Source organism: Aeromicrobium sp. CFBP 8757, assembly GCF_014841755.1.
GTDB lineage: Bacteria > Actinomycetota > Actinomycetes > Propionibacteriales > Nocardioidaceae > Aeromicrobium.
Genome location: NZ_JACYUM010000001.1, coordinates 1242597 through 1267590, shown reverse-complemented (window position 1 = coordinate 1267590; position 24994 = coordinate 1242597). Strand labels below are relative to the sequence as shown.

The window sequence follows — 24994 nt, the reverse complement described above, 5'->3', positions numbered from 1 at the left end:
GCCCAGGGGCTGGGGCTGGGCGTCTAGAGGTCGTCGACCAACGCCGTGACGCGCTTGACCGACACCGGGAACGCGGTGCGCAGGTGCTGCGCCAGGAGGCCGATGCGCAGCTCCTCGAGCGCCCACCGCACGTGCTGCACACGGGGGGTCAGGCGGGACCACGGCGAGAGCTCGGCGGTGCGGGCGTGGAACCGCGCCTCGAGGTCCTGCGCGGCGAGCAGGTCGTCGGTCAGGGGTGCCTCGAGGCGTCGTGCGGCGGCCTGCAGGTACAGCGGGAAGCGCCGCAGCTGATCGACCCCGGCATCGCGGATGAACCCACGGTAGACGAGCCACGACAGCTGCACGCGGACGTCCTCGCCGGCCTCGGTCGAGGGCAGGGGAGTGACGTCGCCCAGCGCCCGCAGCGTCGCGAGGACGCTCTGGACCGCCCGCTCGGTCGCGTCGTACGCCTCGGCCCGGACGGCGTCGTGCAGCAGCGACCACGTGGCCTCGTCCCACACGGGCCCGCCGTGGCGGACGACGAGCGACTCGAGAGCGGCGAGCCAGCACTCCTCGATCACCGCGGCGGCGTCCTGGTGCGGGCCGGTCGAGAGCAGCAGCTTGGCGTGCAGGTCGAGCGACCGCCCCATCTGCGGCACCGGGGTGGCGAGGGTGAACGACAGCAGGCGCGCCTGGCCCTTGACCATCGCGACGTGCTGCTCGTCGGCCGAGTCGAGGATGCGCAGGCCCACCGACGTGCCCTCGTCGACCAGCGCGGGGTAGCCCGTGACCTGGCCGGCCGTGATGGACGGCTCGATCGTGCCGACGTCCCACGTCCGGATGCCGGAGCGCTCCTCGCGCCGGGCGACCTTCGTGAGATCGGCCCGCAGGTGGCTCGCGAGCTCGGCGCGCAGCGCGGCGAGGTCCTTGCCGCGGCCCAGCTCGGCGGTGCCGTCGACGACCCGGAACGTGACCCGCAGGTGTGACGGCAGCGCGTCGAAGTCGAAGTCGTCGGCCGACACCACGGTGCCGTTCAGGAGGCGCATCTGGCGGGCGAGCTCGCTGCTGAGGTCGGACGCACCGGGGTCCATCGCCTCGACCAGCCGCGGCGCGAACTGGCCGGCGGGCACGAACTGGCGGCGCAGGCTCTTGGGCATCGACCGGATGAGCTCGGTGACGAGCTCGACGCGGTGGCCCGGGACGTGCCAGTCGAAGGCCCGGTCGTCGACTGTCATGAGCTGGTCGAGCGGCAGGTCGACCGTGACGCCGTCGTCGCTCATGCCGGGCTCGAAGGCGTACGTCAGCGGGTAGGACCGGCCGTCGGAGTGCCACTCGCGGGGGAACTCGTCGTCGGCGTCGTCGGGGCCGTTGGTCAGCATCGCGGGGTCGAACGTCAGGAGGTCGGGCTGCGCGTGCCGCGTCTTCTTCCACCACGTGTCGAAGTGCCGCGTCGAGACGACGTCGGCGGGCACGCGCTGGTTGTAGAAGGCGTAGAGGGTGTCATCGTCGACCCGGAGGTCGCGGCGGCGCAGGCGTTCCTCGAGCTCCTCGACGCCCGCGATCATCCGCTGGTTGGCGGCGAAGAAGGCGTGGTTCGTGCGCCACTCGCCCTGCACCAGCGCGTGGCGGATGAACAGGTCGCGCGACGTGACGGGGTCGATGCGCCCGAACTGCACCAGGCGGTCGGCGACGAGCGGGATGCCGAACAGCAGCAGCTTCTCGCGGGCCATCACCGCTCCGCGGCGCGACGACCAGTGGGGCTCGCTGTAGCTGCGGTTGATGAGGTGCTCGCCGGCCGCCTCGACCCACTCGGGCTGGATCTTGGCGGCGGTGCGGCCCCACAGGCGTCCGGTCTCGACGAGCTCGCCGACCATGACCATGCGCGGCGTCTTCTTGGCCAGGCCCGAGCCCGGGAAGATCATGAACTTGGCCTGCCGGGCACCGAGGTACTCGCGACCGTCGGCGTCCTTGAGGCCGATGTGCGACAGCAGCCCCGAGAGCAGCGCCTGGTGGATGCGGTCGGGGTCGGCGCCGGTCGCGCCGGGCTTGAGGCCGAGCTCCTTGGCGGTGCGGCGCAGCTGCGAGTGGACGTCCTGCCACTCGCGGATGCGCAGCCAGTGCAGGTACTCGTCGCGGCACAGCCGGCGGAACGCCGAGCTCGACAGCTCGTCGCGCATCTCGCGGACGTACGTCCACAGCGTCAGGTACGACAGGAAGTCGGAGTCGGGCTCGCGGAACCGGCGGTGCTTCTCGTCGGCGGCCTGCTGGTGCTCGAGCGGACGCTCGCGCGGGTCCTGGATCGACATCGCCGCGACGATCACGAGGACGTCGCCGAGGCAGCCGAGCCGGTCGGCCGCGAGCAGCATCCGGGCCAGGCGGGGGTCGGTCGGCAGCGTCGACATGCGACGGCCGATCTTCGTCAGGCGGGTGCCGCCACGGCCCTGCGTGTCGAGGGCGCCGAGCTCGTACAGCAGGTTGAGGCCGTCGCTGACGGCGCGCGAGTCGGGCGGGTCGAGGAACGGGAAGTCCTTGATCTCGCCGAGGTCGAGCGACGCCATCTGCAGCAGCACCGAGGCCAGGTTGGTGCGCTGGATCTCGGGGTCGGTGAACTCGGGCCGCCCGTCGTGGTCCTCCTCGGAGTACAGCCGGATGCAGATGCCGTCGGCGACGCGTCCGCACCGGCCGGCCCGCTGCGAGGCGCTGGCCTGCGAGATGGGCTCGATCGGCAGGCGCTGCACCTTCAGGCGCTGGCTGAACCGTGAGATGCGGGCGAAGCCGGGGTCGATGACGTAGCGGATGCCCGGGACGGTCAGCGACGTCTCGGCGACGTTGGTCGCCAGGACGATGCGACGTCCGGGGTGGCTGCTGAAGATCTTCTGCTGGTCGGCAGCCGCGAGGCGTCCGTACAGCGGCAGGATCTCGGTGCGGGGGTACTTGCGGCCGGCGAGGAACTCCGCGGCGTCGCGGATCTCGCGCTCGCCCGACATGAAGACGAGGATGTCGCCCTCGTTCGGCAGCTCGGCGACGGCGTGCGCCAGCGCCTCGAGCTCGTTGTCGGCGCCGGTCTCGGCCAGCGGACGGTAGCGGACCTCGACCGGGAACGTGCGGCCGCTCACCTCGATGATCGGGGCGTCGAACATCTCCGCGAAGCGCTCGACGTCGATCGTGGCCGACGTGATGACGACCTTGAGGTCGGGGCGGCGGGGGAGCAGCTGCTTGAGGTAGCCGAGCAGGAAGTCGATCGACAGCGACCGCTCGTGCGCCTCGTCGATGATGATCGTGTCGTAGCGCGAGAGGCGACGGTCGCGCTGCAGCTCGGCCAGCAGCAGCCCGTCGGTGACGAGGCGGATCGCGGTCGACTCGCTGGTCTGGTCGTCGAAGCGGACGGCGTATCCGACCTCGGCGCCCAGCTCGACCTCGCACTCGTCGGCGATGCGCTTCGCGACCGAGCGCGCCGCGATGCGGCGGGGCTGGGTGTGCGCGATCGAGCGGCGTCCGAGCTCGTACGCGATCTTGGGCAGCTGCGTGGTCTTGCCCGAACCGGTCTCGCCCGCGACGACGACGACCTGGTGGTCGCGCACGGCGGCGGCGATGTCGTCGTGCCGCTCGGTGATGGGCAGCGACGGGGGGTATTCGATCTTCACTTCAGGCCCAGACTATCGCCGAGCAGCAAGTAGCCGACGAAGGCCACGACGTCGAGGATCGTGTGGGCGATGACGAGCGGCATGACACGTCCGGTGCGGTGGAACCAGTACCCGAACACGAGCCCCATCGCGAAGTTGCCGAGGCCCGGCCCGACGCCCTGGTAGAGGTGGTAGCTGCCGCGCAGGGCCGCGGCGGTCACGATCGTCGCCGCGACGCCCCAGCTCTTCTGCCGCAGGCGGGTCATGAGGTAGCCGATCACGACGACCTCCTCGAGGATCGCGTTCTGCAGCGCCGCGAGGATCAGCACCGGGACGGTCCACCAGTACGAGATGTCGGGGGCCGGGATGATCTGCGCCGTGATGCCCAGCAGGCGACCGATGCCGTAGAGGCCCAGCCCCGGCAGGCCGATGACGGCGGCGAGCCCCATGCCCCAGAGCGCGTCGAACCGCGCGTGGTGGCGGTCGAGACCGAGGCGTTCGGTGACCCGTTCCTTCACGGGGTCGAGCGACAGCAGGTAGAGCGCGAGGGCGACCGGCACGAGGGCGAAGCCGATGCCGAGCACCTGGTAGACGAAGTCGAAGACCTCGCGGTCGTCGCGGGACGCGTTGAGCGTCGCGGTCTGGCCGCCCAGCCCCCCGGGGAGCGTCGCCTTGCGGATCAGGCTGACGACGGCGTAGACGCCGGACGCACCCAAGGACAGGCCGAGGACGATCCAGACCTCGACCGTGAGGTTCCGGCCGGCGGGGCGGCCCGTGGCGGGCGAGCTCACAGGTCGTTCGTGGCGAACGTGTCGCAGGCGTTGACCGTGCCGCTCTCGTAGCCGGTCCTGAACCACTTCTGGCGCGAGGCGCTGGAGCCGTGCGTCCACGTGTCCTGGTTGACGCTGCCGCCGCCGAGCTCCTCCTGGATGTGGTCGTCGCCGACCGCGGCGGCCGCCGACAGGGCCGAGTCGATGTCGTCCTGCGTCAGTGGCTGCAGCAGCGTGTTGCCGTCGGCGTCCTCGGTGGTCGACGCGTGGTTGGCCCAGACGCCGGCCATGCAGTCTGCCATCAGCTCGATGCGGACGCCGCCGCTCTGCGGGCCGGTCTTGCCGTCCTGGCCCTTCGCGAGGATGCCGAGGATGTTCTCGACGTGGTGGCCGTACTCGTGCGCGACGACGTACTCCTGCGCCAGCGCGCCACCGTCGGCGCCGTACGTCGACTCGAGCTCGTCGAAGAAGCTCGCGTCGATGTAGACGCGCTCGTCACTGGGACAGTAGAACGGGCCGGTCTGGTTGGACGCGGTGCCGCACGGCGACTGCGTGGCGCCGGAGTAGATGACGGTCTTGGCGGCGCGGTACTGACGGCTGACGTCCGCCGGGAGGGCCTCGCTCCAGTAGTCCTGGACGCTGTTGACGGTGCCGATGATGCGGCACGTGACGTCGCGGTTGGCGTCGGCGCCGGTCTGGCACTGGTCGAACGTCGTGGTCGACTGGTCGCCGCCGGTCTGCACCTGGCTGGTGTCGAAGGGGCTGCCGTTCGTGGCGCCGGTGATGACGGACGGGTCGACGCCGAGGAACACCGCGACCAGCGTGATGACGAGGCCGCCGATGCCGCCGCCGATCGCGAGCCCGCCGCGTGAGCCGCCGCCGGTGACCTGGCTCGTGTCCAGCTTGGCGCCGTCGTTGAAGCTCATGCCGCCACCTTGGTCGAAGTTGCCCGCTCACGCATGGCGGAGAGTCTACGCAGCGCGCACCCGTCCGACCGTGGATAGTTGCCGTGTGACCACGACAGACACCGCCCCCGGACTCTCCCTCCCCGAGGAGATGTCGGCCGGCGACGCCGCCCGTCTCAGGGGCCTGCGCCGCATGCGCGCGCTGGCCCTCTCGCTGCTGGTGCTCGCCGCCGTCGTGTACGTGCTGACGCGCGAGCACGACACGGGCTGGCTCGGCTACGTCAACGCCGGCAGCGAGGCGGCGATGGTCGGCGCGATCGCCGACTGGTTCGCCGTGACGGCGTTGTTCCGGCACCCGCTGGGGCTGCCGATCCCGCACACCGCGATCATCCCGAACCGCAAGGAGTCGTTGGGCGAGAGCCTGCAGGAGTTCGTCGCCGACAACTTCCTGAAGGAGGAGGTCATCCGCGAGCGCATCGGCTCGGCGGGCGTCAGCCGCAGGGCGGGCGAGTGGGTCATCGAGGGCCGGCACGCCGACCGCATCGTCCGCGAGGGCTCGCGCATCCTCGCCGACGCCCTGTCGCACGTGCGCGAGAGCGACGTCGCCGCGGTGATCCAGGAGGCGCTGATCCCGCGGCTCGAGGAGGAGGAGCTCAGCCCCGTCGTGGGTCAGCTGCTCGACGAGATCCTGCGCGACGGTGCGCACCACGGTCTCGTCGACCTGGCCGTGGACGAGCTGGCGCGCTGGCTCGACCACAACCACGACGAGGTCGCGGCGCTGATCGAGAACCGGGCTCCGTCGTGGACGCCGCAGTGGCTCGACAAGCGCGTCTCGACCTGGGTGCACGAGCAGGTCGTCGAGTTCGTGGCCGAGATCGGCCGGACGCCCGACCACAACGCGCGTCAGGCGCTCGACAGCTGGTTGCGTGAGCTCGCGCAGGACCTGCAGCACGACCCCGACACGATGGCGCGCTTCGAGCGGCTGAAGGTCCGGATGCTGACGCAGCCGCGCGTCAGCACGACGTCGATCCAGCTGTGGGACGCCCTGCGTCGCGCCGTGATCGGATCGCTGGGCGACGAGACGGGCCTGCTGCGCACCCGCGCCACGGAGGAGATCGAGCGCCTCGGGCACCGGCTCATCGACGACGAGCAGCTCAGCTCGCGGGTCGACACGACGATCTCGAACGTCGCGGCGTACGCCGTCAACAACTACGGCCACGAGGTCGCGACGATCATCTCGGCCACCGTGAACCGCTGGGACGGCAAGGAGACCGCCGACCGCATCGAGCTGCACGTCGGCCGCGACCTGCAGTTCATCCGCATCAACGGCACCGTCGTGGGCGGACTGGCCGGGCTGGTGATCCACGCGATCTCGACCGTGATCTGACACTCTGATTCACAACTCGAGAGTCGGTCCACAAGTGTGGACAACCTGTGGGTAACTTCCGGTGAACTGTGGGTGACGCGCATCACACTGTGGACATCCTGGACGGATGCCGCACTTCTGGCGTGGTACCCCGGCATGGCAGGGTGAAACCATGACGACGGTTCCGACGCCCCTGTTCTCGATGGTCCGCTGGCGCGAGGGCTACAAGGCCGAGGAGGTCGACGTGTTCCTCGCCGAGGTCCAGCGCGCGCTCGCCGGGCGGCTGCCCGACCACGCTCTCGCCGAGCGCATCCGCAGCGCGGTGTTCACGCCCGTCCGGTTGCGTCCGGGCTACGACATGCAGCAGGTCGACGACCACCTCGACGAGCTGCACCTGCTGGCATCGCAGGGGCATCCGCGCACCTGAGCCCGCGTCTCGCTCGAACAGGGGACCGGGATTCGGTGGTCGGCAACCCCTTTGCTAGAGTTCAGTGCTGCACGGCGCTCACATCGAGCGCATGTCCGGGTGGCGGAATGGTAGACGCGCTAGCTTGAGGTGCTAGTGCCCGGTTACGGGCGTGGGGGTTCAAGTCCCCCCTCGGACACACACGGCACAACATCCCTCCTCTCATCAGAGGAGGGATGTTCTGCGTCCACGGGACGTGTGCCGGGCTGTTGACACAAGCCCGTCCAGGTGGCGGTGCACGGTCACGAGAACTGCTGCAGTGCCGCGCGGTACCGACGGGTGTCGCGGATCCACATCAGTACAGACCCCGCTCCGACTGCCAGCGCGAGCACGGCGATGGCCACGTCCCACGCGCCGTCCTGGCTGACGAGGCCGACCACGCCGACGGAGAAGGTCGTCAGCAGCGTCGCGACGAGGTGGAACACAGGCGGCTTTCGAGGTCGTTCGGACGCTTTCGACACGAGTCGAGGATGGCACGCCCGCGCGGTCTCTCGTGATGAGCCGATCGGCCGACAGGCACCGGTCTCAGTCGTGCAGCGCGGCCTCCGCCTGCTTGTTCTCGATGACGCGGAGCCCGAGCCGCGCCACCACGTATCCGATCGCGGAGCCGACGGCGGCGAGCCCAGCATCCAGGGCCTGGGAGGAGTCGCCGGTGATCGAGAAGCAGACAGTGGCCACGACGCCGGCCACGGCGGCGAACGGTATGACTCGGACGTACGTCCGGAGCCAGTAGTGCAGCATCCGAGAAGAGTAGTCAAGGCTCGGTCGCGCGGGCAGCGGGCCGGGTGCTCGTGCCACCACGTGCGCGGACCATCGCACCATCGCGCCGTCTAGGGTCGATCCATGGTTCTCGTGGGGCGGGGTTCGGTGCGAGCCTCGCTGCCTGCGCTCATCGCCTTCCCGCTGGTCGCGGCGGTCGTCAGCGTCGTCGGGGTGGGTGCTCTGTCGATCACCGACCCGGGCGTCAGGGACGACGTCAGCGGCCTCGTCTTCGTGGTGCTGATCGGAACCTTCTGCGGTCTCGGTGCCAGCGTGTACCTCCTCGTCTGGGTGACCGTGTTCGTCGGCCGCGTTCGGTACTACGTGGACGGGACGGCGGTCGTCGTCCGGCGCGGCGAGCGCACCATCGCGACGAAGGACATGAGCGCGGCTCGCCTGATCAGGATCGACGGGTGGGTCGACACCAGACGCTGCTTCTACGCCGTGGGGCCTCGATGGACGTCGAGCAGTGGGCTGCCGCACGTCTACGTCGAGGAGGCGTCGACCGGCCGCTCCACGACGGAGTACGAGCTGCCGGACGTCTTCGTCTGGGGTCGGGACGGGGCCGCTCGGTTCCATCAGGCCCTCTTCCACGAGCTGACCCGATCGGGGATCCATCCGGAGGTCTTCGTCGCCGGCGGCGGACAGGGGGAGCGGGGCACGTGGCCGGTGCCCGACCTCGACTGGGGCTGAGGACGAGACCTGGGGAACCAGGTCGCGGAGCGTCCGGTCGGCATCGAACAACGACGGCTTGTAGTAGATGGGGGCGAGCTGGGATAGCGTGTCCTTCGTGTCCGATCGACGTCTGCGCCACGGCCTGCCGAGGCTGGCCCGCGCTGGGTTCGTCGCTCTGCTCACGATGACGTTGAGCGTCGCGGCGCACGTCCACGCCGGCGGACAGGCGCCGACCACTGCGGCGATGGCCGCCCTGGTCGCCGTCTTCGCAGGCGTCTGCTGGGCGCTGAGCTCGCAGCGCTGGACGGCCCGGCCGCTGCTGGCGGTGTTCCTGCTGGCGCAGGCGGCCACCCACCTGACCGCGATGGTGCAGCACCCGATGGACTCGATGGGGTCGATGAGCGGCGGCACCATGCTCAGCGCACCCATGGTGTCGTCGCACGTCGCAGCAGCCGCAGTGCTGCTGCTGATGGTCACCCGCGGGGAGACCGCGCTCGTCCGGCTCGTCGAGCACCTGACGCTGCGGTGCCTCGACCTGCGGGTCGTGCCGACCCCGCAGCGTGCCGACGCACCCGTCGCCGACGCCGTGCCGTCACCTGTCGCGCACCTGCTCGTGTCGACGGTCCGCGGGCGCGCACCGCCCTGCAGCCCCGTGCTGCACGTCGCCTGACGGCAGCACTTCCGGTTCCGGCGCTCCGAGCGGGCGTCTCACTCGACCTGGAGGCACCCATGCCATCGACCCTTCGGGGTCGGTCGGCGTCATTCGTGCTGCTCGTCGCCCTGCTGTCGGCCCTGCCGACGGCCGGCGCGTGGGCTCACAGTGCGCTGATCAGCTCCAACCCGTCCACCGGCACGACCATCTCGACGTTGCCGGCTGAGCTCGAACTGAAGTTCAACGACCAGCTCAGCGACATCGCACCGGCACTGATCGTGCGCCGCGCGGACAGGACCGTCGCAGTCCTGCGACCGCGGATCGACGGCACGTCCATGCGCGCCGACGCCCCCGCCGAGCAGCTGCCCGACGGGTCGTACCAGCTGGTGTGGCGCATCGTGTCCGGCGACGGACACCCGGTGAACGGGGTCATCCCGTTCCGGATCGGCGGCGATCAGGAACCAGCCGCAGCCGCGCGGACCACGGCTCAGGCACCGCCTCAGTCATCGACGAGCACCACGACAGCGATCGGCCTGGGCATCGTCCCGGTCGTCCTGCTGGCCGTCCTGTTCCTGTGGCGACTCACCCACCAAGACACGAAGGAAGAACACGAATGAACCAGCACACCACCCGCACCTGGCGACGGACCGCAGCAGCAACCGGGGTCGCAACCTTGCTCGCCCTGACAACAGCCTGCGGCGGCGACGCCGAGAGCGCCGAAGCGACCCAGGCCTCGACGGTCTCGATCAAGGACCCGTGGGTCAAGGCCGCCGACACCGGCATGACTGCCGCGTTCGGCACCCTACGCAACGCATCCGACAAGGACGCGACCGTCGTCTCGGCATCGGCGACATCGGTGACCAAGACCTCGGAGCTGCACGAGATGGCCACGGACGACAACGGCCAGATGGTCATGCGCCCCAAGAAGGGCGGCTTCAACCTGCCGGCGGGCAAGACCCACGAGCTTGACCCCGGCGGCGATCACATCATGCTGATGGACCTGACCAAGCCCGTCCGCGCCGGCGACGAGGTCAAGGTGACCCTCACGTTCGCCGACAAGTCCTCGATGTCGTTCACCGCACCGGCCCGTTCGTTCTCCGGCGCCGAGGAGAACTACCAGCCCGGCCACGACATGTCCGGCATGGACATGTCCAACCACGGTGGCTGACCGTCCCCGCGGCCTGTCCCGACGCGCACTGCTCGCGTCGGGCACGGCCGGGGTCGCCGGCCTCGCAGTCGGAGCAGTCGGCACAACAGCGGTCGGACGCGAAGACACCAGCAGTGAACCTGCGCCTGGGCGCGACACCGTGGCGTTCCACGGCCGCCACCAGGCCGGTGTGACGACAGCACCCCAGACACACGGGGCGTTCGTCTCATTCGACCTGCTCGACGGGGTCGACGCGGACGCTCTGCGACGGATGCTGCGGATCTGGACCGACGACATCGAACGTCTGACGTCCGGGAGGCCAGGTCTGGCCGATACCGAACCCGAGCTCGCGCAACGCCCCGACCGGCTCACCGTGACGGTCGGGTTGGGCGCAGCGGCCGTGAAGGCCGCCGGTGCTGAGGTCCCGTCGTGGTTGGGTCCGCTGCAGGCGTTCACGACTGACCGCCTCGAGGACGCATGGTCCGGGGGAGACGTCCTGCTGCAGGTGTGCTCGGACGACGACCTGACGGTGTCGCATGCCGTGCGGCTGCTGACCAAGGAGGCTCGCACGTTCGTGAAGGTCCGCTGGGTCCAGCGTGGCTTCCGGGGACCGGTCAAGGAAGAGCGCCTGCCGCGCAACATGATGGGCCAGGTCGACGGGACGGCCAACCCGTCCACGGCCGAACGCCAACGTCTGGTGTGGGTCGGAGACGAGTCGCAGAAGCTGTTCGGCTCGCAACCGGCCTGGCTGGTCGGCGGCACCACGATGGTGGTGCGGCGCATCGCGATGAACTTGGACACGTGGGACGAGCTCGACCGTCCCGGACGCGAACGGGCCATCGGACGCCGGCTCGACGACGGTCGACCTCTCACCGGTGGGCGACTCGAGGACGACCCGGATCTGGACGCGGTCGGTGACGACGGCCTGGAGGTCATCGACCCCTTCGCCCACGTGCGGCGCGCCCGGACGGCCGATCGCACGCAGCGGTTCCTGCGCCGTCCGTACAACTACGACGACCCGCCACCGGCCGGCCGGCTCACGAACACCGGGCTGGTCTTCGTCGCCTTCCAGGCCGACGTCGAACGGCAGTTCGTCCCCATCCAGTCACGCCTGGCCGAGCTCGACCTGCTCAACGAGTGGACGAGCGCCATCGGCTCCGCCGTGTTCGCGATCCTGCCCGGAGTCCGTCCCGGCGGGCAGCTCGGCGAGACCCTCTTCACCATTTGACTCCAGGAAGACATCCATGACCACCACCACGCAACCACCCACACCACCCACCCCGCCGGTCTCGACACGACCCGGGGTGTGGGCGCAGCTCAAGCCGCTCGTCCTGCGCCTGCACTTCTACGCCGGTGTCTTCATCGCACCGTTCATCCTCATCGCCGCCGTCACCGGCCTGATCTACACAGCGGCACCGAACCTGGAGAACATCGTCTACGCCGACCAGCTGAAGGTCGAGCCGGGGCAGGCCGCGATGCCGCTGTCGGAGCAGGTCGCCGTGGCCCGCCAGGCACACCCGGACGGTGACCTCGTCGAGGTCCGGCCTCCGGTGTCGACCGACAGCAGCACCCGAGTCGTCTTCACCGACGACACCGTCCCGACCGACTACAACAAGGCCGTCTTCGTCGACCCCTACACCAACGAGGTCCTCGGCCAGGAGAAGACGTTCGGGCAGTGGCTCGGCGTGCGTGCCTGGATCGACGACCTGCACCGCAACCTCCACCTGGGCGCCTTCGGACGCAACTACAGCGAGCTCGCTGCCAGCTGGCTGTGGGTCGTCGTGCTCGGCGGGCTCGCGCTCTGGTTCACCAAGCGCCGATCGGACAGGCGGGCACGACGCCTGCTGCTGCCCGAGACGTCCGCGAAGGGACGACGCCGCACCCTGTCGTGGCACGCGACCATCGGCGTCTGGGTCGCCCTGGGCGCGCTCCTCTTGTCAGCCACCGGGTTGACGTGGTCGCGCCACGCGGGCGCGAACATCGGCGAGATCCGCCAGTCCTTGTCGTGGACCGGCACATCCCTGTCGACGTCGCTGGACGGCTCCGGCGCAACCGATGAGCACGCCGGCCATGCCGGGCACGGGGCAGCTGCTGGTTCGGCCGATGCGGTGGTCACCGACGGCGTCGGCATCGACGGCGTGACTGCCTCAGCGCGTGCCGCCGGCCTGCGCGACCCGCTGGTCGTCACTCCACCAGCCGATGCCACATCGGCGTGGTCGGTCAGCGAGAACAAGCGCAGCGCCCCCACGCGGTCGGACTCGGTCGCCGTCGATCCCGGCACCGGGCAGGTCGTTGACCGGGTCGCGTTCGCCGATCAGCCGTTCATGGCCAAGATGACCGACTGGACCATCGATGCCCACATGGGCATCTTGTTCGGCCTGGCCAACCAGCTCGTCCTGGCCGCCATCGCCATCGGACTGATCCTCGTGGTCGTGCAGGGCTACCGCTCCTGGTGGCAACGCAGACCCACCCGAGGTGACCGTCTTGTCGGACGTGCGCCGGCTCGCGGCACGTGGAGGCGGCTGTCACCTGGCGTCCTCGTCGGTGTCGTCGTGGTCGTCGCGGCCGTCGGTTGGTTCGTCCCACTGCTGGGCGTCACCCTTGTCGCCTTCCTGGTCGTGGACACGGTCGTCGGTAGACGTGCGACCTCTACCGAGACCGGTCCGGGGCGACAGCACCCACGGTCGGACGAGCTGAAGGTCGAGCGTTCAGCCGACGCGCCGTGACGACAGTGGGCTGACCAGTGCGGCGCGGCCGACGGCGGTGATCGCCCGTCGGCGGCCGCGTACTGGCGTCGCCACACGGGCGGCGTCAAGGCTTCGTTCAGATCGCGTCAAGCCCGTTCCCCGTGGCGCCGGACGGTCCTACGGTCGAAAGGTCAGCACGTCGCCTCACGAAGGAGCACCACCCGCATGAGCACCCTGGTCGTCCCGGTCCGTCACTCGCCGTTCGGCACCCTCACCCCCATGACGGCCCGCCTGCGCAACGGGACGCGCGTCGGGATCGCCTACACCTCGATCGCGGCGCTCGAGGCGGTCCAGCCGAACCGGCAGTGGATCCGGCTGAGCGAGGCTGCCCTGAACGCCCTGCTGTCGCCGCTGGGCATCAGGACCGTCCAGGTCGACCCGCAGCTGCTCGTCGCCGACCTGTGCAGCACGGCACCCGACCGGCCGATCTGCGCGTGAGCGTCACAGCCACCGCCGCCGCTTGAAGACGACGTAGAGCAGCACGCTCGTCAGCGCCATCTCGACGATCGCGAGCGGGTAGCCGAAGCGCCAGTGCAGCTCGGGCATGACGTCGAAGTTCATCCCGTGGATCGTCCCCACGATCGACGGCGCGAAGAGGATCGCGGCCCACCCCGAGATCTTCTTGACCTCCTCGCTCTGGGCCAGGCTGGTCTCCGCCAGGTGCCGCATCTCGTCGTTCTGCTGCTGGTTGATGAGGGTGCTGCGCAGCGTGAGCGCGTTCTGCACGATCGCGCGGAAGGAGTCGGCACGCTCCGCGATCCGGGCGCTGTGACCCCGCACCAACCTCAGCCGGTGCTGCAGGTCGTGCGGCACGCCGTACCGGTCGAAGCCGTCCTCCAACGACGTGATCGGGTGCAGCAGCGAGTGGGTCGCGCGCTGGAACTCGATCACCTCGCGGGCGAGCTCGTAGATCCGCCGCGAGACCGTTGCCTCGCCACGGAACAGCTCGTCCTCGATCTCGTCGATGTCGTTCTCGAGCCCGGCGATGACCGGCACGTACTCGTCGACGACCTGGTCGATGATCGCGTAGAGCACCGACTCGGGCCCCGCCGCGAGCACGTCGGGCTCCCGCTCCAGGTGCCGACGGACCCGCGCCAGGTCGGGTGACTCGGCGTGGCGGACGGTGACCACGAAGTCCGGACCGACGAACACGTGGAGCTCTCCGAACTCCACCTTCTCGCTCGCCTCGACGTACCGGGCCGGGCGCAGCACCGCGAACAGGGCGCTGCCGTACCGCTCGAGCTTGGGACGCTGGTGGGCGGCGATCGCGTCGTCGACGGCCGACGGGTGCAGCCCGAACTCGGCGGCGACCGCGCAGATCTCGGCCACGTCGGGGCGGTAGAGCCCGATCCACGCCATGCCGTCCTGCTCGCGCAGCAGCTCGAAGGTGTCGTCGAGCGTCTCGGGGTCGGCGACACGACGGCCGTCGACGTAGATGGCGTTGTCGACGAGGCTCATCCGGGGTTGAACCGGTAGCCGAGACCGGCCTCGGTCACGAAGAGGCGTGGCCCGCCGGAGTCAACCTCCAGCTTGCGCCGGATGCTGGCCAGGTGGACGCGCAGGTAGTTCGTTTCCTGCTCGTAGCCCGGCCCCCACACCTCGTGCAGCAGGTCTGCCTGGCGCACCAGACGCCCGCGGTTGCGCACGAGCACGGAGACGATCTTCCACTCGGTGGGCGTGAGGTGGATGATCACCCCGTCACGGGTGGCCTTGGAGTCGGCCGTGTCGATCAGCAGGCCGCCGACCTGCACGACCGGCTCGGTCGCGCCGCTGACACCTCGCCGCGTCGCGGCGCGCACCCGGGCCAGCAGCTCCTCCATGCTGAACGGCTTGGACACGTAGTCGTCCGCCCCGAGGTCGAGGGCCTCGACCGTGTCGTCCGCCTCGGACCGCGCCGAGACGACGATGACGGGCACCTGGCTGAACGAACGCACCTGGCGCAGGACGGCGATGCCGTCGACGTCGGGCAGGCCGAGGTCGAGCAGGATCACGTCGGGCATCCGCTCGTGGACGATCTGCAGCGCCGACCGCCCGTCGGTGGCGATCTCGACGTCGTACCCGCGGGCCCGCAGGTTGATGCCGAGGGTCCGCAGGATGGCCGGGTCGTCGTCGACCGTGAGGACGAAGGTCATGCGGGCTCCTGGGGTGTCGTGAGCTCGAGGACGAAGGTGAGGCCCCCGCCGGGGGTGTCCTCGGCGGTGAGGGTGCCGCTCATGGCCTCCGCGAGGCCCTGGGCGACCGCCAGCCCGAGCCCGACGCCGTCGCCGGCCGGGACGTCGCCGAGCCGCTGGAACGGTGCGAACAGGCGGGCGTGGCTCTCCTCGGCGATCCCCGGACCGCTGTCGGCGATGCGCAGGACGACACCTCCGGGCGTGGGGGAGCCGTCCACGGTGATCGGCGCGGGCGACGGCGAGTACTTGACCGCGTTCTCGCAGACGTTCGCGACGACCCGCTCGAGCAGGCCCGGGTCCGCCAGTGCGACGAGGGAGTCGTCGAGGGTCACGGTGATGCGGCCGCCGTCGGGGACCGTCTCCAGCGCCTGCCGCACGGCGTCGGCGAGGTCGACCTCGACGAGCGCCGGCGTGACGGCGCCGGTCTGGATCCGGCTCATGTCGAGCAGGTTGCCCACGAGGGCGTTGAGGCGGTCGGCGGACTCCTCGATGGTCTCGAGCAGCTCGGCCTCGTCGGCGGGCGACCACCGGATGTCGGTGTTGCGCAGGCTGCCGGCCGCTGCCTTGACGGCCGCCAGGGGTGAGCGCAGGTCGTGCGACACCGCCGCCAGCAGTGCGGTGCGGGTCCTGTTGCCGACGGCGAGCTGGGCGCGATCGGCCTCGGCGCGCTGGGCGCGCGTCCGCTCGGCCAGGACGGCGGCATGTGCGGCGTACGCCTTGAGCAGCCGCCGGTCGGACGCGTCGAGCTTGCGGCCGCACAGGGCGAGGGTCGTGTCCTCGTCGATCGAGACCGTCACGTCGGCCGCGTCGACCGACGACGGCGGACGTCCCGAGACGGCGATGGCCTCGTGGCGTCCGTCGACGGCGGCGAAGACCGCCGCACCGCGGGCCCCGAACAGCTCGCAGGCGCTGGCCAGCAGGGCCTCGACGTCGTCGCCGGCGTGCAGCAGGCTGTGGGACAGCACCGTGAGGGCGTCGGACTCCGCACGGGCCTTCCGTGCCAGGACGGTGCTCCGCGCCGCACGGTCGACGACCGAGGCGACCGCGATGCCCACGACGAGGAACAGACCGATCGCGAAGGCGTTCTCGGGGTCGGCGATCGTCAGGGACCGCAGGGGTGGCGTGAACACCAGGTTCAGCAGGATGCTGCTGAGGACGGCGGAGATGATCGCCGGGATGATCCCGCCGACCAGGGCCGTGGCGACGACGACGGCCATCAGCACCATCGCCTCGGTCGGCAGCCCGTGCAGGGAGTCGGTCAGCACGAGCAGCTCGCTGGCCAGCAGGGGAGCGAGCACACCGAAGGCGTAGCCCAGGACCAGGCGACGTCGGCTCAGGTTGCTGGCGGCCCGCACGGTGGGGTTCTTGCGGCGGGCGTAGTCGTGGGTCACGACGTGGGCGTCGATGTCGCCCGAGGCCGCGATCACCATCTCGCCGACGCCCGGCCGCAGCAGCGTCGACAGCCGACCTCGCCGGCTGGCGCCGATGATGACCTGGCTGGCGTTCTCGGCACGGGCGAAGTCGAGGATCGCGGTGGCCGTGTCGTCGCCGACGACGGTGTGCAGCGTGCCGCCGAGGTCCTCCGTGGTCCTGCGGAGCTTGAGGAGCTGGTCGGGGGTCACGCCGGAGAGCCCGTCCCGCCGCGCGACGTACAGGGCCATCCACTCGCCCCCGGCGCCCCGCGAGGCGATCCGCGCCGCGCGACGGAGCAGGGCGGCCGACTCGGGCCCGCCGGTCAGGGCGACGACGATGCGCTCACGGGTCGCCCACGTGGAGTCGATGTCGTGCTGGTGGCGGTACTGGTCGAGCCCCTCGTCGACGCGGTCGGCGAGCCACAGCAGCGCGAGCTCGCGCAGCGCCGCGAGGTTGCCCTCGCGGAAGTACTGCGCCAGGGCGGCGTCGACCTTGTCGTGGCTGTAGATGTTGCCGTGCGCCATCCGTCGCCGGAGCGACTGGGGACTCATGTCCACCAGCTCGATCGCATCGGCCTGCCGGACGACGCGATCGGGCACGGTCTCGCGCTGACGCTGGCCCGTGATCGCCTCGACGACGTCGTTCAACGACTCCAGGTGCTGGATGTTGACGGTCGTGATGACGTGGATCCCGGCGGCGAGGAGCGACTCGACGTCCTCCCACCTCTTCTCGTGCGACGAGCCGCCGATGTTGCTGTGGGCGAGCTCGTCGACCAGCACGACCTCCGGTCGACGGCGGAGGACGGCGTCGAGATCCATCTCGAGGTAGGTGGTGCCGCGGTAGTCCATCGACCGCCGGGGCACCACCTCGAGACCCGAGAGCGCTCTCGTGGTGTGCTCGCGACCGTGCGTCTCGACGACGGCCACGACGACGTCGGTGCCACGGGCGACGCGTCGCTGGGCCTCGTCGAGCATCGCGTACGTCTTGCCGACTCCCGGCGCGGCGCCGAGGTAGACCCGGAGCTTGCCTCGGGAGCCCACCGTCAGCCCGCCGCCTGCGCGGCCGCCGCCCGGACCGCCACGTTCAGCCGCAGGACGTTGACGCCGGGCTCACCGAGGAAGCCCAGCGAGCGGCCCTCCGTGAACCGTGAGACCAGGGCCCTGACGTCCGCCTCGGGCAGGCCGTTCGCGTCGGCGACGCGGGCCACCTGGATCCGCGCGTAGTCCACCGAGATCTGCGGGTCGAGGCCCGACCCCGACGCGGTGAGGGCGTCCGGCGGGACGTCGGCCGGGTCGACCGACTCGGCCTCGGCGACGGCGGCGCGACGCTCCTCGATGGCGGCGAGGAGGTCCGGGTTCGACGGCCCCAGGTTGGTCGGTGCCGACGCCAGCGTGTCGTAGTCGTTGGCCGACGGGCGGGAGTGGAACCACTCGTCGCCCTCGAAGTCCTGGCCGATCAGGCCGGATCCGACGACCGTGCCGTCGACCTTCACGAGCTGACCGTCGGCCTGGCCCGGTACGGCCCTGCCGACGCCCCACACGGCGACCGGGTAGGCGATGCCGAGGATGACGGTGAGGACGAGGAGCATGCGGAGGCCTGCGAGTGACTGCCGACCGAGGTCCTTGGTCATGCCGAAGAGATTCATGCTGCTTACCCGATTCCTGGGATGGTGGAGACGATGAGGTCGATGAGCTTGATGCCGATGAACGGTGCGACGACGCCACCGAGACCGAACACGAGGATGTTGCGGCGCAGCACGTCCGATGCCGAGGCGGGACGGAACTTGACGCCGCGCAGCGCCAGCGGGATCAGCGCGACGATGACCAGGGCGTTGAAGATGACCGCCGAGAGGATCGCCGACTGCGGCGTGGCCAGGCCCATGACGTTGAGCGTGTCGAGCGACGGGTAGGCGACCAGGAACATCGCCGGGATGATCGCGAAGTACTTCGCGACGTCGTTGGCGATCGAGAACGTCGTCAGCGCCCCACGCGTGATGAGCAGCTGCTTGCCGATCTCGACGATGTCGATGAGCTTGGTCGGGTCGGAGTCGAGGTCGACCATGTTGCCGGCCTCCTTGGCCGCCGACGTGCCGGTGTTCATCGCGACGCCGACGTCCGCCGCGGCGAGGGCGGGCGCGTCGTTGGTGCCGTCGCCCGTCATGGCGACGAGACGTCCGCCGGCCTGCTCCTTGCGGATCAGGTCCATCTTGTCCTCCGGCGTGGCCTCGGCGAGGAAGTCGTCGACGCCGGCCTCGGCGGCGATCGACCTGGCCGTCAGGGCGTTGTCGCCCGTCACCATGACGGTGCGGATGCCCATGGCACGCAGCTGCGCGAACCGCTCGACCATGCCCTCCTTGACGACGTCCTTGAGGTGGATGACGCCCAGCACCGTGCCGGTGCCGCCGGTCTTCGACGCGACGACCAGCGGGGTGCCGCCGTCGTTCGAGATCGACTCGATCGTGTCGGTCAGCTCGGTCGGCATCGTGCCGCCGACCCACCCGTGGATCGCCGATCCCGCGCCCTTGCGGATCTGGGTGCCGTCGGCGAGGTCGACGCCCGACATGCGGGTCTGGGCGGTGAACTCGACGAACTGGGCGCCACCGGGCAGGTCCCGGTCGTCCGCGCCCTCCGCGAGGGCGAGCGCCACGATCGAACGGCCCTCGGGGGTCTGGTCGGCCAGGCTCGAGAGCCGGACCACGTCGCGGAGCTCGTCCTGGGTGACGTCGCCGACGGGCACGAACCGCGACGCCTGCCGGTTGCCGTACGTGATGGTGCCGGTCTTGTCGAGCAGCAGGGTGCTGACGTCGCCGGCCGCCTCGACCGCACGTCCGGACATCGCGAGCACGTTGACCCGGACGAGCCGGTCCATGCCGGCGATGCCGATCGCGCTGAGCAGCGCGCCGATCGTGGTCGGGATCAGGCAGACCAGCAGGGCGATCAGGACCGTGAGGTCCTGCGGCGCCCCGGCGTAGTCGGCCATCGGCGACAGGGTCGCCACGGCGAGCACGAACACCAGGGTCAGGCTGACCAGCAGGATCGACAGGGCGATCTCGTTGGGCGTCTTGCGCCGCGACGTGCCCTCGACCAGCGCGATCATCTTGTCGAGGAACGTCTCGCCGGGAGCCGACGTGATCTTGACGGTGATCTCGTCCGAGAGCACCTTCGTGCCGCCGGTGACGGCGCTGCGGTCGCCGCCGGCCTCGCGGATGACGGGCGCTGACTCGCCGGTGATCGCGGACTCGTCGACCGACGCGACGCCCACGACGACGTCGCCGTCGCCCGGGATCACCTCGCCCGCGGCCACGAGCACCAGGTCGCCGATCGCGAGCTGCGTGCCGGGCACGGTCGTCACGCTGCCGTCCGCGGCCAGGACGCGGGCGACGGTGTCGGTGCGGGCCGCCCGCAGCGACGCGGCCTGCGCCTTGCCGCGACCCTCGGCGACGGCCTCGGCGAGGTTGCCGAAGACGACCGTGAGCCACAGCCAGACGGCCAGGGCGATCGTGAAGACGCTGGGGTCGGTGAAGACCGCGACGGTCGTCGCGACGGACCCGAGCCAGACGATGAACATCACCGGGCTGCGCCACAGGTGGCGCGGGTCGAGCTTGCGCAGCGCTGCCGGCAGCTGGGCCAGCATCTGCGTGAAGAGGAGTTGGAGCGTCATGACAGGGCCTCCGCGATGGGACCGAGGGCGAGTGCCGGGAAGAACGTCAGGCCCGTGATGAGCAGGATGACGCCGACGAGCAGGCCCCCGAAGAGGGGTGTGTTGGTGGGGAGGGTGCCGGCCGTCTCGGGGACCTTGGCCTGCTTGGCCAGGGAGCCCGCGAGCAGCAGGACGAGCACGATCGGGATGAAGCGACCGAGCAGCATCGCCAGGCCGATCGTGATCTGGAAGAAGGTCGACGTCACGGTGATGCCGCCGAACGCGCTGCCGTTGTTGTTGGCGCCGGAGGTGTAGGCGTAGACGACCTCGGTGAAGCCGTGCCCACCCGGGTTGCCCATGGCACCGGGCGTGCTGTTCAGCGCGATGGCGGTGCCGACGCCGACCAGGACGAGCGTGGGGGTCGCCAGCGTGTAGAGCGCGACGAACGTCATCTCCTTGGCGGCGATCTTCTTGCCCAGCAGCTCGGGGGTGCGGCCCACCATCAGGCCGGCCACGAAGACGGCCAGGACGGCCATGACCAAGATGCCGTAGATGCCGGCTCCGACACCGCCGGGAGCGATCTCGCCGAGCATCATGTTGACGAGGGTGACGCCGCCGCCGGTCGGGGTCAGCGAGTCGTGCGAGGCGTTGACGGCACCGGTCGAGGTGCCGGTCGTCGCGACCGCGAACAGCGACGAGGCCCATTCGCCGAAGCGCGTCTCCTTGCCCTCCATCGCGGCGCCCGCCGCGGCGGCGGACTGCGAGTGGCCGCCCACCTCGGCCCAGGTCGCGACGGCGGTCATGACGGAGAAGATCAGGCCCATCGCGCCGAGGATCACCAGACCCTGGCGGCGGTTGCCGAGCATCGTGCCCAGGGTGCGGGTGAGCGCCACCGGGATCAGCAGGATCAAGAAGATCTGCAGCAGGTTCGTGAAGCCGTTGGGGTTCTCGAACGGGTGCGCGGAGTTGGCGTTGAAGAAGCCACCACCGTTGGTGCCGAGCTCCTTGATGGCCTCCTGGCTCGCCACCGGACCACCGGTGACGACCTGGCTGTGGCCCGCCAGCGTCGTGATCGTGCTGTCGGCGAAGTTCTGGACGACGCCGTTGAGCAGCAGGACCACGGCCCCGACGAACGCGATGGGCAGCAGGATGCGGATCGTGCTGCGGGTCAGGTCGACCCAGAAGTTGCCGAGCTCGCCGCTGCGCACCCGGACGAAGCCGCGGATCAGCGCGACGGCGACGGCGATGCCCACCGCGGCGGACAGGAAGTTCTGCACCGCCAGGCCCGCCATCTGCGCGGCGAAGCCCAGCGTGGACTCGCCGCCGTACGACTGCCAGTTGGTGTTGGCGACGAACGAGATCGACGTGTTGAACGCCATCCACCCGGGCATCCCGGGCAGGTCGCGGTCGAACGGCAGGTGCGACTGACCGACCAGGATCCCGTACAGCACGACGAGGCTGACGACGGAGAACCCGAGGACGCTCAGGATGTAGGCGCGGGGGCTCTGCTCGGCGTCGGCGTTGACGCCGCCGAGCCGGTAGATGCCCTTCTCGACGCGAGAATGACGGGGGGTCGTGAAGACCCGGGCCATGTAGTCACCGAGGGGCACGTACACGAGGGCGAGGACGCCCACGAGCGTGACGATCGTGAGGAGGCCGCTCAAGGTGTCGGACACTAGAAACGCTCCGGGAAGATCAGGGCCGCCAGCAGGTACGCCACGAGCGCGGCGACGAGGGCGATCAGCAAACCGCTTTCAATACTCATGAGCGTCAGTGAACCCGTCGTTCTCGCCCGATCGACCGGTCTTGACAGGTTCTTGGCAGGTCTTGACGCGTTCTTGACGGCAGGCCGCCCGTGGTCGTCGACGTTCTCGTCGGACCGCGCCAAGGTCTCGTCAAGATCGCGTCAAGCCCCTTCTGGTCGGCGGACGCCGTGCCTACCGTGAGGTCATGTCCTCCAACTCGACGTCCTCGACGCCCCATCGCTCGGAAGGCTCCCCGCCGTCCCGGGCGGCCGTGGTGCACACGCTGCCTGCCACGAGCCGCCCGGGCGGGCGCTGCGGTGCTCTCGCCGTCGAGGTGCTCGCACCATGAGGTCGTTGCTCGGCCTCGTGACGGGATCCGAGGACGGTGACGCCACGCCCCGCGGTCCGGCTCTTCCGTCCCGGCAGTCGATGGCCGGAGTCGTCCCCGTGGACGCGGTCGACGAGCGGGCCCGTGAGGCGCTCGGCACGGCCCTGTCGATGGCGCCGAGACGCGTCGTGGCGGTCCACGTCTGCCGGACGCCGGAGTCGGCCCGCGCGTTCACGCGGTCGTGGGAGGAGTGGGAGCCCGGCGTGCCCTTGGTGCTGCTCGACCCCGTCCGGACCGACGGTGACGAGGTCGCGGACTCGGTCGCCGACTACGTCGGCCGCCGCCACACGGCGCACCAGACCCTGGTCGTGCTGACCGAACGTCCGGCGTCGTCGCGATCGTCCCGCCGGCCGACCTCGGGTGCCGAGGCCCTCGAGGCGGCGCTCCTGCCGCTGCCCCACGTCGTCGTGTGTCGCCACCGAACCGCGTCGAGCCCTGCCGCACCGTCCCCGCGCCCGACGGTCGTGCCCGACCTGCCGTGACGGACGTGCGAGGCGTGCGCCACTGAGGCGTCAAGAGGGCGTCAAGATGCCGGCCTGACGAGCCACGGACACCTAGGTTGGGCAGGTGACCTCACCACGCCCGCAGAAGAAGGACGTCCTGCGCCTCGCCGTCGTCGTCGGTGCCCTCGGCGTCGTCTTCGGCGACATCGGCACCAGCCCGATCTACACGATCCAGACCGTCTTCAACCCCGACGACCCGCACCCGGTACCGGTCAGCGACGGCAACGTGCTCGGGGTGGTCTCCCTGATCCTGTGGTCGGTCACCGCGATCGTCACGATCACCTACGTGCTGCTCGCGATGCGCATCGACCACGACGGCGAGGGCGGCATCATGGCGCTCATCTCGCTGCTGCGCCGCTGGGCCGGCCACCGCAGGGCCGGGGCGACCGTGGCGCTCGCCGGCCTCGGCCTGTTCGGCGCCGCGCTCTTCCTCGGCGACAGCATGATCACCCCGGCGATCTCGGTGCTGTCCGCGGTCGAGGGGTTCAAGACGATCGAGCCGGGCTTCGAGCCGTGGATCGTCCCCGTCACGGCGGTCATCATCGTGACCCTGTTCTCGGTGCAGAAGCGGGGGACGGCCGCCGTCGGCCGGTTCTTCGGACCCGTCATGATCACGTGGTTCGTGACGATCGGCGCGTGCGGCGCGTTGGGCGTCACGAAGGACGCCGCGATCCTGAAGGCCGTGTCGCCCACCTACGCGATCGAGTTCCTGGCCGGCAACTTCGAGTACGCGTTCTTCGCGATGGCCGCCATCGTCCTGGCCGTCACCGGTGCCGAGGCGCTCTACGCCGACATGGGCCACTTCGGTCGCAGGCCCATCTCGGTCGGCTGGATCTTCCTGGTCTTCCCGGCCTGCGCCCTGAGCTATCTCGGCCAGGGTGCGCTGATCCTCGAGGACAGCGACAACATCAGCGCGCCGTTCTTCCTCCTGGCACCCGAGTGGGCGCGGATCCCGCTGATCGTGCTGGCGTGCGCCGCGACCGTCATCGCCTCGCAGGCCGTCATCACGGGAGCGTTCTCGGTCGCGTCGCAGGCGGCCCAGCTCGGCTACCTGCCGCGCCTGCGCATCCTGCACACGTCGAGCTCGGCACGTGGCCAGATCTACGTCCCGTGGGTGAACTGGCTGCTGCTGGTGTCGGTGCTGACGCTGGTGTTCGCGTTCCGCACGTCCGCGGCACTGGCCTTCGCCTTCGGCATGGCCGTGACGGGCACGATCACGATCACGACGATCCTGTTCTTCTACGTCGCCCACCGGCGGTGGGCCAAGCCCGTCTGGCTGCTGGCCCTCGCGGCGGTGCCGCTGCTCGCGCTCGACCTGCTGTTCATCGGCGCCAACCTGACCAAGCTCGTGCACGGCGCGTGGCTGCCCCTGGCGATCGCCGTCACCTTCTTCACGATCATGATCACCTGGCAGCGCGGTCGGCAGGTCGTGACCACGACGCGCGAGGACATGGAGGGGCCGCTGCAGTCCTTCGTCGACGACCTGGACGCCGGGGAGGACGCCCCCGCCGTCGTGCCGGGCACCGCGATCTTCCTCAACCGCGGGACGACCACGCCGCTCGCGCTCCGTGCGAACGTCGAGCGCAACCACGTCCGGCACGAGCACGTCGTGATCGTGACCGTCGAGGTCGAGACGGTTCCCCGGGTCGCGGACGACGACCGGGTCACGATCGACGCCCTGGGCCGCCCGGAGGACGGCATCACGCAGGTCGTCGTCCGCTTCGGCTACGCCGAGACCGCCGACGTCCCGGCCGCCCTGGCCCTGCTGACGTCCGAGCAGACCGAGGGCCAGCTCGACCTCGACGGTGCCACGTACTTCCTGTCGCGCATCGAGCTGCACACCGGTCCGGAGCCCACGATGGCGCCGTGGCGCAAGAGGCTGTTCATCGCGACCTCGCACGTCACCGCCGACGCCGCGGACGCCTTCCACCTGCCGCGCGACCGCGTCGTGCTGCTGGGTTCGCACGTCGAGGTGTGAGCGCGTGAGGACCGCGTCAAGATCGTGCCAAGGTCTCGTGAAGGCACTGGTGCAGCCGGCCAACCGGG

General features: G+C 70.4%; 23 protein-coding genes and 1 tRNA gene. 12 read left to right on the top strand and 12 right to left on the bottom strand.

All coding sequences use genetic code 11. The annotated features are described in order from the left end of the window. Positions 1-23 precede the first annotated feature (23 nt). Genes hrpA through IFT73_RS06255 form a run of 3 tightly spaced genes read right to left on the bottom strand, consistent with a single transcriptional unit; the run spans position 24 to position 5298 of the window. The gene (gene hrpA / locus IFT73_RS06265; RefSeq protein ID WP_192166827.1) at positions 24-3623 is read right to left on the bottom strand and encodes an ATP-dependent RNA helicase HrpA; all 3600 of its coding nucleotides are present in this window, start codon (positions 3621-3623) and stop codon (positions 24-26) included. Beyond that, positions 3620-4393 (bottom strand): type II CAAX prenyl endopeptidase Rce1 family protein, encoded by a 774-nt coding sequence (locus IFT73_RS06260; protein WP_192166826.1) that lies wholly within the window; start codon positions 4391-4393, stop codon positions 3620-3622. The genes hrpA and IFT73_RS06260 overlap by 4 nt, the downstream gene beginning before the upstream one ends. Next, the gene (locus IFT73_RS06255; RefSeq protein WP_192166825.1) at positions 4390-5298 is read right to left on the bottom strand and encodes a neutral zinc metallopeptidase; all 909 of its coding nucleotides are present in this window, start codon (positions 5296-5298) and stop codon (positions 4390-4392) included. The genes IFT73_RS06260 and IFT73_RS06255 overlap by 4 nt, the downstream gene beginning before the upstream one ends. Positions 5299-5383: 85 nt before the next feature. Here IFT73_RS06255 and IFT73_RS06250 point away from each other — a divergent pair, with 85 nt between their 5' ends. The 3 genes from IFT73_RS06250 (at position 5384) to IFT73_RS06240 (ending at position 7248) form a co-directional block, all read left to right on the top strand. Further along, on the top strand, positions 5384-6664 hold the full coding sequence (locus IFT73_RS06250) for a DUF445 domain-containing protein (RefSeq protein ID WP_235501855.1): 1281 nt from the start codon (positions 5384-5386) through the stop codon (positions 6662-6664). A gap of 151 nt (positions 6665-6815) precedes the next feature. Next, complete coding sequence (locus tag IFT73_RS06245; protein WP_056608891.1) at positions 6816-7070, top strand: DivIVA domain-containing protein; 255 nt, start codon at positions 6816-6818, stop codon at positions 7068-7070. 93 nt (positions 7071-7163) lie between these two features. After that, a tRNA-Leu gene (locus tag IFT73_RS06240) sits at positions 7164-7248 on the top strand. A 103-nt stretch (positions 7249-7351) separates the two neighbouring features. Here IFT73_RS06240 and IFT73_RS06235 read toward each other — a convergent pair. Next, on the bottom strand, positions 7352-7534 hold the full coding sequence (locus IFT73_RS06235; RefSeq protein WP_192166824.1) for a hypothetical protein: 183 nt from the start codon (positions 7532-7534) through the stop codon (positions 7352-7354). Positions 7535-7634: 100 nt separating this feature from the next. Then, a complete protein-coding gene (locus IFT73_RS06230; protein WP_192166823.1) occupies positions 7635-7850 on the bottom strand; it encodes a hypothetical protein in 216 nt (71 codons plus the stop codon). A 102-nt stretch (positions 7851-7952) separates the two neighbouring features. On the opposite strand from IFT73_RS06230, the gene IFT73_RS06225 reads away from it, so the two are divergent. The 7 genes from IFT73_RS06225 to IFT73_RS06195 all read left to right on the top strand — a co-directional run bounded on the left by IFT73_RS06225 (position 7953) and on the right by IFT73_RS06195 (position 13527). Beyond that, entirely contained in the window at positions 7953-8561 is a 609-nt protein-coding gene (locus IFT73_RS06225; protein ID WP_192166822.1) for a hypothetical protein, read from the top strand. Positions 8562-8658: 97 nt separating this feature from the next. Next, complete coding sequence (locus tag IFT73_RS06220; protein WP_192166821.1) at positions 8659-9213, top strand: hypothetical protein; 555 nt, start codon at positions 8659-8661, stop codon at positions 9211-9213. A gap of 95 nt (positions 9214-9308) precedes the next feature. Next, complete coding sequence (locus IFT73_RS06215; RefSeq protein ID WP_192166820.1) at positions 9309-9812, top strand: copper resistance protein CopC; 504 nt, start codon at positions 9309-9311, stop codon at positions 9810-9812. After that, complete coding sequence (locus tag IFT73_RS06210) at positions 9809-10363, top strand: copper chaperone PCu(A)C (protein ID WP_192166819.1); 555 nt, start codon at positions 9809-9811, stop codon at positions 10361-10363. The genes IFT73_RS06215 and IFT73_RS06210 overlap by 4 nt, the downstream gene beginning before the upstream one ends. A gap of 169 nt (positions 10364-10532) precedes the next feature. After that, positions 10533-11570, top strand: a complete 1038-nt coding sequence (locus IFT73_RS06205) for a Dyp-type peroxidase (protein WP_371811168.1) — start codon at positions 10533-10535, stop codon at positions 11568-11570. Between the two features lie 16 nt (positions 11571-11586). Next, entirely contained in the window at positions 11587-13068 is a 1482-nt protein-coding gene (locus IFT73_RS06200) for a PepSY domain-containing protein (RefSeq protein WP_192166817.1), read from the top strand. A 186-nt stretch (positions 13069-13254) separates the two neighbouring features. Further along, the gene (locus tag IFT73_RS06195) at positions 13255-13527 is read left to right on the top strand and encodes an SAV_915 family protein (protein ID WP_056608837.1); all 273 of its coding nucleotides are present in this window, start codon (positions 13255-13257) and stop codon (positions 13525-13527) included. A gap of 3 nt (positions 13528-13530) precedes the next feature. On the opposite strand, the gene IFT73_RS06190 is transcribed toward IFT73_RS06195, so the two are convergent. The 7 genes from IFT73_RS06190 to kdpF are packed head-to-tail and all read right to left on the bottom strand — an operon-like array spanning position 13531 to position 22077. Then, entirely contained in the window at positions 13531-14547 is a 1017-nt protein-coding gene (locus tag IFT73_RS06190) for a magnesium and cobalt transport protein CorA (protein WP_192166816.1), read from the bottom strand. Then, positions 14544-15221, bottom strand: a complete 678-nt coding sequence (locus tag IFT73_RS06185) for a response regulator transcription factor (RefSeq protein WP_192166815.1) — start codon at positions 15219-15221, stop codon at positions 14544-14546. The genes IFT73_RS06190 and IFT73_RS06185 overlap by 4 nt, the downstream gene beginning before the upstream one ends. After that, positions 15218-17713 (bottom strand): ATP-binding protein, encoded by a 2496-nt coding sequence (locus tag IFT73_RS06180; RefSeq protein ID WP_371811167.1) that lies wholly within the window; start codon positions 17711-17713, stop codon positions 15218-15220. The genes IFT73_RS06185 and IFT73_RS06180 overlap by 4 nt, the downstream gene beginning before the upstream one ends. A gap of 2 nt (positions 17714-17715) precedes the next feature. Beyond that, positions 17716-18318 (bottom strand): potassium-transporting ATPase subunit KdpC, encoded by a 603-nt coding sequence (kdpC, locus tag IFT73_RS06175; protein WP_192166814.1) that lies wholly within the window; start codon positions 18316-18318, stop codon positions 17716-17718. A gap of 5 nt (positions 18319-18323) precedes the next feature. After that, complete coding sequence (gene kdpB, locus IFT73_RS06170; RefSeq protein WP_056608831.1) at positions 18324-20333, bottom strand: potassium-transporting ATPase subunit KdpB; 2010 nt, start codon at positions 20331-20333, stop codon at positions 18324-18326. Continuing rightward, positions 20330-21988, bottom strand: coding sequence for a potassium-transporting ATPase subunit KdpA (gene kdpA / locus IFT73_RS06165; protein WP_056608830.1), 1659 nt, complete (start codon positions 21986-21988; stop codon positions 20330-20332). Before kdpA ends, kdpB begins: the two co-directional genes overlap by 4 nt. After that, the gene (gene kdpF, locus IFT73_RS06160; protein ID WP_082556178.1) at positions 21988-22077 is read right to left on the bottom strand and encodes a K(+)-transporting ATPase subunit F; all 90 of its coding nucleotides are present in this window, start codon (positions 22075-22077) and stop codon (positions 21988-21990) included. Before kdpF ends, kdpA begins: the two co-directional genes overlap by 1 nt. Before the next feature lie 325 nt (positions 22078-22402). On the opposite strand from kdpF, the gene IFT73_RS06155 reads away from it, so the two are divergent. Together IFT73_RS06155 and IFT73_RS06150 are read left to right on the top strand one after the other, a co-directional pair. Beyond that, positions 22403-22927, top strand: a complete 525-nt coding sequence (locus IFT73_RS06155; RefSeq protein WP_192166813.1) for a hypothetical protein — start codon at positions 22403-22405, stop codon at positions 22925-22927. A gap of 85 nt (positions 22928-23012) precedes the next feature. Beyond that, positions 23013-24926 (top strand): KUP/HAK/KT family potassium transporter, encoded by a 1914-nt coding sequence (locus tag IFT73_RS06150; protein ID WP_192166812.1) that lies wholly within the window; start codon positions 23013-23015, stop codon positions 24924-24926. Positions 24927-24994: the final 68 nt, after the last annotated feature.

What these genes read in the sequence shown, in the direction of transcription:
- IFT73_RS06190 (WP_192166816.1), bottom strand. Translation starts at nt 14,547, where the DNA reads ATGAGCCTCGTCGACAACGCCATCTACGTCGACGGCCGTCGTGTCGCC.
- IFT73_RS06230 (WP_192166823.1), bottom strand. Translation starts at nt 7,850, where the DNA reads ATGCTGCACTACTGGCTCCGGACGTACGTCCGAGTCATACCGTTCGCC.
- IFT73_RS06155 (WP_192166813.1), top strand. Translation starts at nt 22,403, where the DNA reads ATGAGGTCGTTGCTCGGCCTCGTGACGGGATCCGAGGACGGTGACGCC.
- IFT73_RS06195 (WP_056608837.1), top strand. Translation starts at nt 13,255, where the DNA reads ATGAGCACCCTGGTCGTCCCGGTCCGTCACTCGCCGTTCGGCACCCTC.
- IFT73_RS06225 (WP_192166822.1), top strand. Translation starts at nt 7,953, where the DNA reads ATGGTTCTCGTGGGGCGGGGTTCGGTGCGAGCCTCGCTGCCTGCGCTC.
- IFT73_RS06255 (WP_192166825.1), bottom strand. Translation starts at nt 5,298, where the DNA reads ATGAGCTTCAACGACGGCGCCAAGCTGGACACGAGCCAGGTCACCGGC.
- kdpB (WP_056608831.1), bottom strand. Translation starts at nt 20,333, where the DNA reads ATGACGCTCCAACTCCTCTTCACGCAGATGCTGGCCCAGCTGCCGGCA.
- IFT73_RS06185 (WP_192166815.1), bottom strand. Translation starts at nt 15,221, where the DNA reads ATGACCTTCGTCCTCACGGTCGACGACGACCCGGCCATCCTGCGGACC.
- kdpC (WP_192166814.1), bottom strand. Translation starts at nt 18,318, where the DNA reads ATGAATCTCTTCGGCATGACCAAGGACCTCGGTCGGCAGTCACTCGCA.
- IFT73_RS06210 (WP_192166819.1), top strand. Translation starts at nt 9,809, where the DNA reads ATGAACCAGCACACCACCCGCACCTGGCGACGGACCGCAGCAGCAACC.
- kdpF (WP_082556178.1), bottom strand. Translation starts at nt 22,077, where the DNA reads ATGAGTATTGAAAGCGGTTTGCTGATCGCCCTCGTCGCCGCGCTCGTG.
- IFT73_RS06200 (WP_192166817.1), top strand. Translation starts at nt 11,587, where the DNA reads ATGACCACCACCACGCAACCACCCACACCACCCACCCCGCCGGTCTCG.
- IFT73_RS06245 (WP_056608891.1), top strand. Translation starts at nt 6,816, where the DNA reads ATGACGACGGTTCCGACGCCCCTGTTCTCGATGGTCCGCTGGCGCGAG.